This is a genomic window from Brachybacterium tyrofermentans (assembly GCF_039526165.1).
Classification (GTDB): Bacteria; Actinomycetota; Actinomycetes; order Actinomycetales; family Dermabacteraceae; genus Brachybacterium; species Brachybacterium tyrofermentans.
The window spans coordinates 186,030-199,385 of record NZ_BAAAIR010000006.1 but is presented as its reverse complement, the minus strand read 5'-3'; the positions used below and the strand labels follow the sequence as shown (position 1 = coordinate 199,385).

At 62.4% G+C, this 13,356-nt stretch carries 10 protein-coding genes and 1 tRNA gene; 6 read left to right on the top strand and 5 right to left on the bottom strand.

Annotated features, from left to right (window positions below; translation table 11 throughout):
• Window positions 1-1,490 precede the first annotated feature (1,490 nt).
• Genes ABD093_RS01920 through ABD093_RS01910 form a run of 3 tightly spaced genes read left to right on the top strand, consistent with a single transcriptional unit; the run spans window position 1,491 to window position 4,750 of the window.
• Entirely contained in the window at window positions 1,491-2,666 is a 1,176-nt protein-coding gene (locus ABD093_RS01920; RefSeq protein ID WP_343922090.1) for a phospholipase D family protein, read from the top strand.
• Window positions 2,667-2,705: 39 nt separating this feature from the next.
• Window positions 2,706-3,641 (top strand): DNA methyltransferase, encoded by a 936-nt coding sequence (locus tag ABD093_RS01915; protein ID WP_343922088.1) that lies wholly within the window; start codon window positions 2,706-2,708, stop codon window positions 3,639-3,641.
• The gene (locus ABD093_RS01910) at window positions 3,638-4,750 is read left to right on the top strand and encodes a DNA methyltransferase (RefSeq protein ID WP_343922086.1); all 1,113 of its coding nucleotides are present in this window, start codon (window positions 3,638-3,640) and stop codon (window positions 4,748-4,750) included. Before ABD093_RS01915 ends, ABD093_RS01910 begins: the two co-directional genes overlap by 4 nt.
• 132 nt (window positions 4,751-4,882) lie before the next feature.
• Here ABD093_RS01910 and ABD093_RS01905 read toward each other — a convergent pair whose 3' ends face one another.
• Window positions 4,883-5,629: a hypothetical protein gene (locus ABD093_RS01905; protein ID WP_343922084.1), complete on the bottom strand. Its 747-nt coding sequence runs from the start codon at window positions 5,627-5,629 to the stop codon at window positions 4,883-4,885.
• 99 nt (window positions 5,630-5,728) lie between these two features.
• Between ABD093_RS01905 and ABD093_RS01900 the strand changes: the two genes are divergently transcribed.
• The 3 genes from ABD093_RS01900 (at window position 5,729) to ABD093_RS01890 (ending at window position 8,702) form a co-directional block, all read left to right on the top strand.
• A complete protein-coding gene (locus ABD093_RS01900; protein WP_343922082.1) occupies window positions 5,729-6,148 on the top strand; it encodes a plasmid replication, integration and excision activator in 420 nt (139 codons plus the stop codon).
• 107 nt (window positions 6,149-6,255) lie between these two features.
• On the top strand, window positions 6,256-7,695 hold the full coding sequence (locus tag ABD093_RS01895) for a hypothetical protein (RefSeq protein WP_343922080.1): 1,440 nt from the start codon (window positions 6,256-6,258) through the stop codon (window positions 7,693-7,695).
• A complete protein-coding gene (locus ABD093_RS01890; RefSeq protein WP_343922078.1) occupies window positions 7,692-8,702 on the top strand; it encodes a replication initiator in 1,011 nt (336 codons plus the stop codon). The genes ABD093_RS01895 and ABD093_RS01890 overlap by 4 nt, the downstream gene beginning before the upstream one ends.
• An 11-nt stretch (window positions 8,703-8,713) precedes the next feature.
• Here ABD093_RS01890 and ABD093_RS01885 read toward each other — a convergent pair.
• From ABD093_RS01885 to ABD093_RS01870, 4 genes are all read right to left on the bottom strand, one after another.
• Window positions 8,714-9,876 (bottom strand): IS3 family transposase gene (locus ABD093_RS01885; protein ID WP_343922076.1). Its coding sequence is split into 2 segments (ribosomal slippage): window positions 8,714-9,589 and window positions 9,592-9,876, totalling 1,161 coding nucleotides; the frame shifts between segments, so codons are not numbered across the junction.
• 389 nt (window positions 9,877-10,265) lie between these two features.
• Window positions 10,266-11,465, bottom strand: a complete 1,200-nt coding sequence (locus ABD093_RS01880; protein ID WP_343922074.1) for an MFS transporter — start codon at window positions 11,463-11,465, stop codon at window positions 10,266-10,268.
• Window positions 11,466-12,225: 760 nt separating this feature from the next.
• Window positions 12,226-12,298, bottom strand: a tRNA-Lys gene (locus ABD093_RS01875).
• A gap of 26 nt (window positions 12,299-12,324) precedes the next feature.
• Window positions 12,325-13,353 (bottom strand): acyltransferase family protein, encoded by a 1,029-nt coding sequence (locus tag ABD093_RS01870; RefSeq protein WP_343922072.1) that lies wholly within the window; start codon window positions 13,351-13,353, stop codon window positions 12,325-12,327.
• Window positions 13,354-13,356 lie beyond the last annotated feature (3 nt).

Below are 13,356 nucleotides of genomic sequence, written 5' to 3'. Positions count from 1 at the left end.
GTCAACGCCACCAGGTCGCCCATCCGCTCCCACTCGACTCTGCCGCGTTGCTGTCAGCGTTGCTGTCAACCTGCGAGCCTCCCCGTCTCTTGGAGACGGTCCCGCCCGAAAGCCGGCGCCCCAGCCTAGAGTGTCCTCATGGCGTGGGCGTGGACTGAGGAGGAGCTCGTACCGGCGTGCGCGCTGGTCCGAGACAACAACTGGCGAGGGCTCCACGCCAATGGCCCTCGGGTCCAAGAGCTATCAGCCATCCTCCGCCGGGCGACCATCACCCCCAGAAGGGCCGCCCCGACTCCTTCAGGCCTGCGAACAGCGTCCACAGGAAGACCTGGGACCTTGCGACCCGCCATCCGGACTACACCGGGAAGCCCACTCGCGGCAACCACCTCGATGCCGAGGTACTCAGACGTTTCTTGGCCAGCGAAGACGACATGGAGCTGCGAGCCAGATCGGTCAGAGGGCGCCTCAGCACCGCGACACCCTCGAGTCTTTCGGCGCCCGTCACGCCTACGCCGTCATCGCCAGCTCCAACTCGAAATGTGTGGACGGTAGAGGAGATGATTCTGGCGGCTGATGTGGCAGACGACCTATCTCGGGGACGAGTCAACGCAGCGAAGCCTGAGGTCATCGCGCTATCTAAGCTTCTGCGATCGGCCGAGATCCATGTTGGGCATCCGCCGATCCAAAGTTCCGATCGCCAGGCAGCGTCGGCATGAAGATCAACAACCTCCGAGCTTCACACCCGTCCCATTCGGGCAAAGGCCTTCGATCCCCCAAGGCGGAAGAGCCGATCGTGCGGGACTTCGTCGCAGACCGAGCCGCTATGAAGGAAGCTGCTGCCGAGTTTCGCCGACGGAGCGCTGTACAAGCCAGTCCAGACAAGGATTTGCCCACACCCGACGAAGAACTAATTGGTGCCGCCGCTGAGGGTGGTGCACTCGCCGTTCGAGTCCTGCGCCGTGAACGGGATCCCAAACTCCGCCGAGCCAAGCTAGCCCGAGTGAAGGCCGATGGTCGAAGCATCGCCTGTGAGGTCTGCGGCTTCAACTTTGGGACACAGTACGGAGCACGCGGAGAGGGCTACATCGAGGTCCACCACAGGCTGCCACTCCATGTGAGCGGCGCCGTGACAACGACGCTCGCTGCCTCGCACTACTCTGCGTCATTTGTCATCGAATGGTCCACTTTGGCAAGTGGATCAGCGTTGAAGACTTGCGGGAGATCCACCGCAGTCCAGGGGCCCGGCGATCATGAGGGCTCGGAGTACAGGTCGGCGGCACAGCAGCCGAGGCCCGCAGCGGAGCGAGGACACGAGGCCTGCTGTGTCGCGGGGGCGGCGAAGCCGCCCCCTTGAAGGAGTAGAGAAACTTCTCACCAGGTGCGGGTTGTGACAAACTGCGCAGACGACAACCTCTTCGGATCGGAAGCTAATGCGACTTCAAATTATCCCCCAACCGTTCTCTGCACAGATCGGCACCCACCTATCCGAGGTGCTGCGCGACGACCAAATCCAGGACTACTACATCGTAGCGGCATGGGCAAAAGCTTCCGGTCTAAGGAGAGTCGGACGCGACCTCCTTCATGCCATCGACCGCGGGGCACAGGTGCATGCAGCAATAGGCGTCGACCAGGGCGGAGCGTCCATCGAGGGACTTGCCGCACTCAACAAACTAACTACCGAGTCGTTCATATTCTTTAATCCTGGGTCACCAAAGCGCACATTCCACCCCAAGTTCTACTTTGGAATCGGAGACCGCAAGGCTGAGGTCATACTCGGATCCGGGAATCTCACAAATGGCGGGCTCTACTCGAATTATGAACTCGCGACCAGGGTGACGGTCAGCGGAGATGATCCTGAGGGATGGCGCTTCGTCGATGAAATATTTGAATACTACATGCTCGTGACGGGTGACCCCGAGTCATGCCGCCCGCTCAATGCCGAACTAATTGAAGAAATGAAGAACGACGATCGGATCCTTCTAGGCAGCGAGCGTCGCAGATCGCCCTTCAGCGGTGCGGGACGTAGACAGGGGCGGATATTCAACCCCAGCAATGAGCCCTTAATGATCCCACCGAAGCCATCAATCGACATCGATGGAATGATCGACATCCTAGATGACGACGCGAGCCCGGTAGGGCAGGCGAGCCAGTCGCCAGCAGGCGGTCGAAATCGCAGCTCAGAATCTAGTCCAGATGTTCAAACAGTAGCCGGTTCAGAATTGGAAAGTGGCGATAATCGCTGGGCAAAATTCTTTAAGCGCCTCTCGAGATTCGACGCCAGCCTCAACACCGCCCCGGGGCAAATAGTAATTCCGAAAGCATTTGCTGACTTCTTCGGCGAACTGGAGATTGAACTTGACGGAAGCGAAGCAACTGGAAGTCGACAGCGCGCTAGAAAATTCAGAGCAATACTTGTCGGGGACACACGAACAGTCGTCGCCGAAGACGCGAGAATCATCGAGTATGTGCCCGCACCAACACATAAGCGCACCAATACCGAACTCCGATTCGCCTTTCGCACGCCGGAAGTTCGCGGGATGCTGGCCGAGGATGACTACCTTACGTTCGAGTGGCTCGACGATGGGACACTGCAGGTCGCTCTGACGCAGAGCAACCCCAGTCCGGACGACCAGCTACGATACGGGTGGCTAAGCTCTCCTCTGTGAGGTCTGGTCAAACCACATGGATGCAACTAAGCTACCTCCATGACAGCCGCACCCAGCCGAGCCCGCGTAGACTACCCCTGCGTTCGATGCAACAACGAGACCGACGCCTTTGTCGGCACTGAACGCCTCAAGGCTGGGCTCTGCCGCGATTGCTATGGGAAAAAGCCGGACTTGCGGCCACGCGAACTTAACGATCTAAGCGGAAAAGAATGGGCTCAGTCCAGCAGGAGCATCCAAGAATATCCCGACACACGTTCACCTAAGCAGCGGGAGCACGGTGCCGCATTCCCGATGTCACTCGCAAAGCAGCAAATCTCTGTCTACACGAAGAAGGGGCAGACGGTACTCGACCCCTTCGTTGGAGTAGGGACAACACTAGACGCGTGCGCAGATATTGGCCGTCGCGGCATCGGAATCGAGCTAAACGACCATTATGCCGACCTGGCCGAAGCGGACCTCACTAGCTCCGATCAGGTACTCATTCGCGGGGACGCAATGAAGCTCGATTCCTACGTCGCGAATGAGTCCGTTGACATGGTTCTCACCAGTCCGCCCTACGGAGATTTACTTAAGAACGTCAAAGGCGCCTTTGCGCACAAGTGGCGGGAACACAGCACTATCGCCCCACTAGCAAATCCCGAGCCATACTCAGACAGTGAAGACGACCTTGGCAACATGAAATACGACAAGTTCCTAGATGCCATCGAAGTTGTCCTGCGGAAGACCCACGCGGCCCTTAAGCCGGGTGGCTACGCAGTATGGGTGGTTAAGGACTTCCGAGCCATGAAGGCTAAAATTCCTTTCGTTCCGTTCCACATGCATGTAATGGAACGTGCCGAAGCGGCTGGATTCCGACTCTGGGATATTCAGATCTACGATCAGACACGATTTCGTCCGCTTGTATGCCTAGGGTATCCTTCAAGTAACTACTACCTCAATATCGGACATTCCTACAACTTGGTTATCCGCAAGTGAAGGATTATTCACGGCTATCCGAGTTCTTTGCCGATCTGGACACATTGCCGTCGCGCTCTGAATCCCCTCATCAGTTCCACCCCTACCCGGCCAAATTTAAACCTCAGATTCCTGCAGAGCTAATCGCTGCATTTTCTTCTGAGGGTGATACCGTACTTGACCCGATGTCTGGGTCGGGCACAACAGCGGTGGAGGCGCTCCGTCTTGGACGGAATGCGATGTCGTCTGATTCAAATCCGATTTCTGCGCTGATCACTCGAGCGAAAACAACTCGATTGAGTGAGACCTCTCGCTCCCAGCTAGAAGATCTGCCTGATGCAATTTACTCTAATGAAGCGACAACGGCCGGCGCTCCAGATTTTCTCAACAGGGAACACTGGTTCTCTCTCCCGGCAACTGCGGCACTCGTTCGAATAAAGTCAGCGATTCGTGAAATTGACGATCCGGCGGCTAAGGATGTTGCTCTCGCGACGATGAGCGCGATACTTGTCGGAGTATCAAACCAAGAGAGTGAGACCCATTGGCGCCGTGTGGAGCGCGAAGTGAACGTCGACCTAGTGCTCGATCGTTTCATACGAAAACTCCGCACGAACGTTGAGTCTTTGGCGTATTTGGAAGAGGTCGATGGTACGTCCAAGACACTACTCGCGGACGCCAATAATCTTCCGCTTGACAACGCGTCGCAGGATCTTATCGTAACATCGCCGCCTTATGCGAACTCTCACGACTACTATCTATACCATAAGCTTCGACTTTTCTGGCTCGATTTTGACGTCCGCAAGACTCAGGAAGTAGAGTTTGGATCACGCAATAAGCACTCGGATAAGAAGCAGCCTGTCGAAGCATATCTGTCCGCCATGGAGACTGTATTTAGTGAATGCCGTAGGGTATTGGTCCCGGGAGGCCATCTAGCTATGGTTGTGGGCGATTCTGTAATTCGAGGAGAGTTTTTCGATATGGGAGAACTTCTTGTCGGGGTGGCAAGGAATTGCAACCTAGGTCTAGCGTATTCTACGAGCTACGACCAGCGTAGGTACTCGCGCGTTTTTAGGCAGAATCGCTACACAGCCATTCAAAAGCGATCCCATGTTCTGGCCTTTCAGAGATAACGCTATTGGTCTGTTCCCATTCCGTCGCACACGCCGAGGATCCGATTGTGAATGATCCCTTTAGTAATTGACGTCACTTGACGGTCGAGTTACACTTCGCGATCCTCGTCGCGGCCCAATACCTCGTGGTGATCAAGTGCGCGAGAAAACTCCGGCCTGTTCGATCGTATGCCGCTCGAACTCAAAATATTCAGCGTGATTGCCGCTGAGACGGGACAGTGCGTGGTTCACTAGGCTCGGCGAGACGCCTGAGATTGCTCTTCTACTTTCCACGCTCAGGGCGCTCACGCCGGTATACCCGCGCAACGGGTTCGGGTCGAACTTAGATTCCACCAGCGTACGATCTCTCCAACCCTCGCCGTGCAGCACGCCGGCAGTCTCATCGATGAAGGCCGTAAATGCGTTGCGAATATCCGCACGCAAGCGGTAATCATGCCGGGCCTGGTCATTTCGATCGCGAAGCATCTCATCATCTACAGACGGGAAGGCGGTCTCGACGAGATCGAAGGACACTCGGTCGCTCAGAAGGGACCTGACGGCTTCTAGGTGAATCGGAGCGTACCTGCGCCGCAAATTCCCCGGGGTGACTCTTTGCCAGCTCGCAACCTCCTGCAGGCTGGGCCGCTCGCTAGCGACGGCGTGAGCATAAGCCGTCAGTAGCGTCCGGAGATCCTTTGCCTCGCGCTCGGACTCGTTCGCGAACCCGAGAGACGCCAGGAGGAACAGCTCGTCGCGCTGCCCCGGCTCGAGCTCCTCTTTCGCTGCCTTGCACGTCTCGAGCGCACGCAACCTCATCTTTTCTGCCAAGTCGCGGATTGGCTCGGGCAGCTCGAAGACGTCTCCGACCTGCACGTTGGTAGCGATGTACGGCTGGCTCATGCGCTCATCATACCCATCACTCCACATTGTCACTTGACAAGAGTCAAGCGCCGTGTGTCTACTGATCTTGCAGTTGATCCCAACCCAAGGAGGCCAACCATGGCTGTGCAGACTCGTTTCCCCGTCCAGATGGAGGACGTGTTCCCGCAGGGTGCGTACATGATCGGCGAGGTCATCGCCGCCGATGACTTCGACAAGAAGAGGGCAGGCGAGGTCGACCCTCAGCTGCGAGACAAGATCTCGGGCCAGCGTGTCTGGCAGGTCCGGATGCTCGATCCCGACCCGGAGAGTCGGAAGGGACAGGCCGAGGTGACCGTGAAGGTCTCCTCCGACCATCAGCCGGTGCCGCCCAAGGGACCGACTACCGGTCCCTTCCGCGCTGTTGCCTTCGAGGGGCTCACCCTCACGCCGTACGTCGACACCAACGGGAACTTCCCGAAGATCGCGTACTCGCTGCGGGCCACGGGCTTCGCCGAGGCCAAGACCTCCGCCCGCACCTCGAGCACCGAGGCGGCGTGATCATGGAGCGGAAGGCGATGCGTCTGCTCAACGTCGCAGCGATCGGGCTCCTGCTCTGGCAAGTCATCCCGCTCGGCTGGCAGCTGGCGTTCGGGGGTGCGTGAGCGATGCACACCGCCTCCCTCGCCTTCCGCTTCGGCCTCGCCGAGCTGCGATGGATCACCGCTGGCCTATGGGGCCACGTGCGATGGTTCCATCGGTTATGGTTCGTCGTCACGATGTTCACCTGGCTCGCGGCCGACCTGCTCGAGAGCTGGAAGCCCTTCGCCATCGTCGGAGCCATCGCGCTGTACTTCGCGCTCTGGGCCCGGTTCTACCCCGAGACCTACTACCGAGCCATCTCTCGCCCTCTCTGGCGCCGGGAACTCTGGCTGGATCTGATCGAGACCTGGCCGCTGCTCATGGAGGAGTGCGGGCTCACCTCGGTCGTGATCGACCCGGCGGGCGAGAAGCACCTGCGCGTTCCCTCGATAGCCAGCAAGCACTGGCGTCACAACGAGCTCGTTCTCGCTCCCGGGCTCCTCACCGGACAGACTGTCGAAGACTTTCAGGCGGCCGCTGATCGGCTGCGGACCACTGTGGGCGCGACTCACATCCGGGTGACCGGAGACCTCTCCCCCACGCTCAGCTTCACCTTCGGCGATGCCCTCGCCGAGACCGTGAACCGTGGCCTCCCCGATGCTGGAGAGCCGTGGGGCGGCCGCTCGGTATGGATGGGGGTCGACACGACGGACGATGACTTGTGGCTCCGCATCGCGGGTACCCACACCCTCGTCGCCGGCTCCTCCGGCTCCGGCAAGGCATCGCTCGTCTGGGGCGTGACCATCGGCCTCGGTCCCGCCATCGCTCGAGGTGAAGCACAGGTCCACGGGATCGACCTCAAGGGCGGCGTGGAGCTGGGCATGGGCAAGAGCCTGTTCACCCGCTACGCCGTGACCCCTGCGGAAGCCGTGGTGGTCCTCGAGGACGCCGTCAAGGCGATGAGCGCTCGCCTCGAACGAATGGCCGGGAACACCCGCCAGCACACCGCGAGTGTCGATGAGCCGCTGGTCGTCGTCCTGATCGACGAGGTCGCAGCGCTCACGTCGTACATCGAGGACCGCGATCTCAAGAACCGCGCCCGCACCGCGATGTCACTGCTCTGCTCCCAGGGCCGCGCCGTCGGCTACACCGTGGTCGCCTGCCTCCAGGATCCCCGGAAGGAGACGATCCCCAACCGCGGCCTGTTCACCCAGATGGTCGGGCTTCGGCTGCGTGACCGCGAGGAGACCTCGATGGTCCTCGGCGACGGCGCTATCGCCTCCGGGGCTCTCTGCCACAAGATCCCGCTCGCCTCACCAGGCATCGGCTATGTGGTTCCCGAGGACGGCTCCGAACCGGTCCGCGTTCGCGCCGCCTTCGTCAATGACGACCTGATCCGGGCTGCGGCCGAGCGGTTCCCCGCCCCGTCGACGGTCCCCGTGGTGCTCCCGGAGCCGACGGAAAAGCCGCGCAGCTCTCGGGCACGCACTCGGACCAAGCCCGACACGGAAGGAACGGCATCGTGAGCGCCAGCGATCTCTACTCCCTCGACGTGGAAGAACCGACCGCCCTCACGCGGATGCTCTCCGACGGCTTCGAGGACTGGTCCAAGCAGGCCGCCTCGACGGGATTCTGCTCCCGCCCCATCCGCCTCTTCGGACAGGCACGCACCTTCGATCGCCGGTCCGGGCAGCACCTGAGCACCTTCGACAGCCGCGAACTGCCCGACAGCGTCCTCTACGTCCGCTGCGGCAATCGCCGTGCCTCCCGCTGCCCTTCGTGCTCCCATGAGTACCAGGGCGACATGTGGCACCTCCTCTCCGCAGGGGTCTCCGGCGGGGACAAGGGGGTCCCGGAGAGCGTCGCCACGCACCCGCTGGTGTTCCTCACGCTGACCGCCCCCTCGTTCGGCGCAGTCCACTCGTCGACTCGCCCGGGTGCGAAGCCTCGGCCGTGCACTGCCAACGCTGCGCCGGGGCTGTGCGAGCACGGACGCCCTCGTCGATGCACGGAGCACCACGACGCCGACGATTCTCGGGTCGGTCAGGCGCTGTGCTCGGACTGCTACGACTATGAGGGCCAGGCGGTCTGGCAGTGGCGCTGCCCCGAACTTTGGAGGAGGTTCACGATCCGCCTGCGCCGCCTCGTTGCCGGGCACCTCGGCATGAGTGAGAAGGCCTCGAGAAACCTACTGCGCGTGCAGTTCGCCAAGGTCGGCGAGTATCAGAAGCGCGGCGCGATCCACCTGCACGCGCTCGTGCGCCTCGACGGTGCCCCGTCGGACGACGATCCCTTCCCCTCCCCCGCTGTCGACGTGCCCGCTTCGTGGCTCGCCGAGCGGTGTCTCGAGGCTGCACGCGACATCGAGGTCGATGCTGCTCCGGTCGACGCCTACGACTCCGCCCGCGTGCTCCGCTTCGGTCGCCAGGTCGACGCTCGACCCGTCCAGCGCCACTCCGACGATGAGGGTGACGTCTCCCCCGAGATGGTGTCTGCCTACCTCGCCAAGTGGGACTGCCGCACGTTTAGGTGACAGTTGGGGTGTCAGGCCGCGAGTGCGACCGGGTTCATGATGGTCTCGTATTCGATGGGGGTCAATCGACCCAGGCGAGCCTGCCGGCGCCGGCGGTGATAGGTCCTCTCGATCCAGGTGATGATCGCGATCCGCAGCTCTTCTCGGGTCCGCCACCGCTTGCGGTCCAGGACGTTCTTCTGGAGCAGCGCGAAGAACGACTCCATCGCGGCGTTATCGCCGGCAGCGCCGACCTGGCCCATCGATCCGATGAGGTGATGACGGTTCAGGGCGTGCACGAATTTCCGTGACCGGAACTGAGATCCTCTATCCGAATGCAGGATGCAGCCGGCGGCGTCGGGGCGCCTGGATATCGCGTTGTCCAGGGCGTTCACCGCGAGGCGAGCCTTCATCCGGTCGCTGATCGAGTAGCCGACGATCCGGCCGGAGAACACATCTTTGATGGCGCAGAGGTAGAGCTTGCCCTCGTCGGTCCAGTGCTCGGTGATGTCGGTCAGCCACAATTCGTTGACGTCATCGGCGGAGAAGTCCCGCTTCACGAGATCGTCGTGAACCGGCGGGCCGGGGCGCTTCCCGTTCTTGCCGCGCTTCTTACCGAACACCGACCACCACTGGTTGTCCCGGCAGATCCTCCACGCCGTGCGCTCACACATCTCCTCACCGGCCTCGGCGGCTTCGTCGACCAGGAGCCGGTAGCCGTACTCGGGGTCGTCGAGGTGAGCGTCCAGCAACGCGTTGGACCGGTAGGCCTCGACCACCTCGGCCTTGGTGACTTGCTGGTGCCGCCAGCGGTAGTAGGGCTGGCGGGAGAGCTTCAGGACCCGCAGGGACACCGCGACGGGAATGCCGTCAGCGGCGAGCTCGCTCACGAGCGGGTAGAACCTTTTCCCGGCAGGTTCGCCTGGGACAGGTAGGCGGCGGCACGGCGCAGGACCTCGTTCTCCTGCTCGAGCAGCCGGATCTTCTTGCGGGCGTCGCGCAGCTCGGTGGAGTCCTCGCGGGTCTTTCCGGGGCGGCTTCCGTCATCGATGTCGGCTTGACGGATCCATTTATGCAGCGTCATCTCGTGGACGCCGAAGTCCTTCGCGATCTGCGCGAGAGTGACGCCGTCCTCACGGGACCGGGCCACACGCACGACATCTTCGCGGAACTCCTGGGGATAGGGAGCAGGCATGGTGCACATCCTTCCAGGCCGCCCAGTGGGCAAGCCAGATCAGATGTCACCTATCCGTGCGGCAGTCCCATCGTATGGGTAGGGATCCCTGGGCTGACGCTGCAGTCAACCACGCTGCTCGCAGATGCTTGGCTGGACGCTGATGAGCTAACGTCCCACGATGAGTGGAGACGCTTCGCTGACCCGGCGGCCGCTGCATTAAGTCCCTCTTCGCGTCCGGCGCAGTGAGTATCGCGGGCCACGAAGTAGAGAGGTGGCGTCTGAGACTACATCCGGTGGGCCTTCCTCATCATGACCTGCGCCCCCTCCTCGCGGCTGGAGCGGTTCTCCCAGTCCCGAGTACGCGTCAGCTGCTCCTCGTCCGCGAAGACGTCTACCGAAGCGACCGCCTATGGCACGCGCGACAGTTGGCGATCGCGAGCGAGTAGGACCGTGACAATGAGCAGGAGACTGAGAACGACGGTGATAGCGAGGTAGCCCGCTTGCACGGACCATTGATCGACCAGCTGGCCGATGAGGGGAGCAGCAATAGCAGTGCCTAGAGCACTGGCCGATCCAGTCCAAGTGATTGCTTGGACATAGAGCGAGGCGGGAGCGGCCTCCTGGAGCTTGACGGCTGCGGGGATCACGATCGGGGATACGCACGCTCCTGCCAGCGTGGTCAGCAGCACGAGGGAGACGAGACCGTGCGACTGGCTGAGTCCGAAGCAGAACAGAACGAGTCCTGCCGAGCCGAGGAGCATGACCGGCGCTGTCCCGATCCGGTGGGATGACGCGCCATAGACGAAGCCGGCGAGCAACCCCGCGGCTCCCGCGCCGGCTGCTATCAGGCCCGCATACGGGGCTACTCCGAGAGACAGCGCTGCTGCCGTCAGGCAGATCGTCATCCCACCGAAGTAAATGCCCAGCAGTAGATGCAGCGCCGGAAACGGCAAGAGAGCCCTGTCGAGCAGCCTGGCATCGAGAACAAGACCAGGCCCGCGCGCCTGGCTCGGAGGTTCGGAGTCGCGACATCTAACGAGCACGGCCGTGAAGACCGCGACCAGGCCCGCCGCGACCACCAACCCCATCGCGGGATGAATGGTGGCGCTGAGCGATGTCACGAGCACTGGACCGACCATGAAAGTCACCGTGTTCACGGCGGCCTCGAGCGCCAGCGCTGTCGACATCTGCGCGCCGCTGTCGGTGAGGTGTCGCCATCGCGCGGCAGCCAACGAGCCGATCTGAGGACACGAGACACCAGCTACACCGCTGGCAATCAACCACACCCATACAGGGGCACCTAGCCAAGTCGCCAGGACAAGAGTGACTGCGGCGAGGCCGAACACTGGCAGCTGGAAAGCTGCGACGGTCCCCTGACCATGGCTGTCGACAAACCGTGCGACTTGAGGAGCGAGCAGAGCCTCCGTGACGGCGAAGGCGCCGGTTGCGATGCCGGCGACGGCAAACGAGCCAGACGCCCCCTGGACAGCCCACAGGATCGCGAGGCTTTGCATCGCCACACCGAGCCGAGCGAGAGCAGCAGGCACGAAGAACCGCCCCGCGCCCGGGATGAGAAAAAGTTGCCGATAGTTGGTAAGAGCCGACACTGGCCACCGCACCTTCACGCGGCAAGCCGTCAGACAGGTCGGACTGAGAAATCGGCTTACGCCCCCCATCTTTGCCGACCCACGCCAGTGCCGCAAGCCGGACACGATCAAGGCCCACTATGAGCGTCGAGACGACGCCGAGAGTCGGAACCGGCCATTAATCCCGCAGCCCAGGCGATGACGAAAGCGGGATGCCCTGATGGCTTTAGAGGCCGAGGGTTGGATCCACTGAGCTAATGCTCTTGCACCTCTCTCTCGCGTACGCAATTTCACACCGCGTTGCCGATCCGAGGTATCCACCTTCGCTCACCACTCGCACCTCGTCCGACACGTCGATACGCCGTAGATGCAGCTCCCCCAGAGCCTCACGTCGGGCTGGCGTCAGGTCTTCATCGATCGCCTCGGGCGCGAGCACGATCATCCCGAGCGCAGTAAGACGACGCCGCTCCGACTCGAACAGGCCCTGGAAGCGCAGCGAACCGCAGAGGCAGACAACTCTGGGCCGTTCGGCGGCACCCATGCACATACCTCCGTGACTGAGGAGCTGATGTTCGGAATGCTCGCCCGCCTTCCACCAGGACTTGGAGGACTGTGGCCGAGGCATGCTCAATCTGCTCCGACGGCGCTCGCGGAGTGGCGAAGGATCGGATGCTGCCACCCCTCGCCCAGCACAGTACACACAGCCGCGTTGCTGTCAGCGTTGCTGTCATCGTCCTTGTAGGGGCCGCTCATGGAGTCACAAACACGGCTCTGACCAGGGTGGGCCCGGAGGGGATCGAACCCTCGACCCGCGGATTAAAAGTCCGATGCTCTGCCGACTGAGCTACAGGCCCGCGCCCGCTGAGCGAGCCAGACCATCCTACCCGCGCGTGGCGGCGCTGGAGAACGCCGGACGCGGCACACTGGCCTGCTCGCTGAACTCCGGAGTGCGACGTCGGGCCGGCCACGCATACAGGAATCCCGTCGCCGGCCGGATCAGGATCGCGAGCACACAGACCCCGATCGTGACCAGGTAGAAGATCAGGTAGCTCGCCGCGCTCGGCGGCACGTCCAGGTGCCGGCAGAGGAGCTCGATGACGGGGAGGTGCACGAGATAGGCGACGATCGAGTTGCGGCCCAGCCACTCCACGGGACGGGTGAGGCGCATCCGCGGGAGACGCTGCGCGAGCCCTATCGCGGCGATCACGGACACCAGCACGACCACCTGGGTCACCACGGGCACCGAGGGCTCGATATCGCTCAGCGCCGCCCACAGCGCCCAGGCGGCCGCGAGGGCAAGTGCGGGAACCAGCAGGGCGAGCGGGATCATGCGTGCGGTGAGCACGTTCCGAAGCGCCGCCCCGGCGAAGAAGTACACCGCGTAGTAGATGAATTTGTCCGGCCGCGGCCCGTCGACGTCGTGCTCGATGCCGAGCAGGGGCAGGGCCGTCCAGACGGCGACGCTCGCGAGCGCGATCCATCCCGGGGGGATCCAGCGGGCGAGGAGGCCGACGACGTAGTACAGGAACAGCGCCATGAGGAACCAGGTGTACAGGCCGTTGATCCACCACAGCGGATCTGCGCCGTTGACCCACCCCAGGATCGGGAGCATGATCGCCGACCACAGCAGCCACGGCCACAGCAGGCTGCGGACCTTGCCGGTGAGGTAGCGACCGGCCGGCTTCTCGAGCGACCTCGCCAGCAGCATCCCGGAGGCGAACAGCAGCGCCGGCATCCGGAACGGCGCGAGCGCCTCGGAGAGCTCGACCATCGCCCAGGGCGCGGAACCGTCCCAGATCTGTTGGACCAACCGCAGGTGATGGGCGATCACGAGGAGGATCGCGCCGCCCCGCAGCAGGTCCATCCAGTGCTGGCGCTCAGGGGCAGTGGGCGGCGTCGGAGAAATCATCGC

Excerpts from the sequence above, each read along its gene's own strand:
- ABD093_RS01915 (WP_343922088.1), top strand. The coding sequence starts at position 2,706 with ATGACAGCCGCACCCAGCCGAGCCCGCGTAGACTACCCCTGCGTTCGA.
- ABD093_RS01900 (WP_343922082.1), top strand. The coding sequence starts at position 5,729 with ATGGCTGTGCAGACTCGTTTCCCCGTCCAGATGGAGGACGTGTTCCCG.
- ABD093_RS01895 (WP_343922080.1), top strand. The coding sequence starts at position 6,256 with ATGCACACCGCCTCCCTCGCCTTCCGCTTCGGCCTCGCCGAGCTGCGA.
- ABD093_RS01870 (WP_343922072.1), bottom strand. The coding sequence starts at position 13,353 with ATGATTTCTCCGACGCCGCCCACTGCCCCTGAGCGCCAGCACTGGATG.
- ABD093_RS01905 (WP_343922084.1), bottom strand. The coding sequence starts at position 5,629 with ATGAGCCAGCCGTACATCGCTACCAACGTGCAGGTCGGAGACGTCTTC.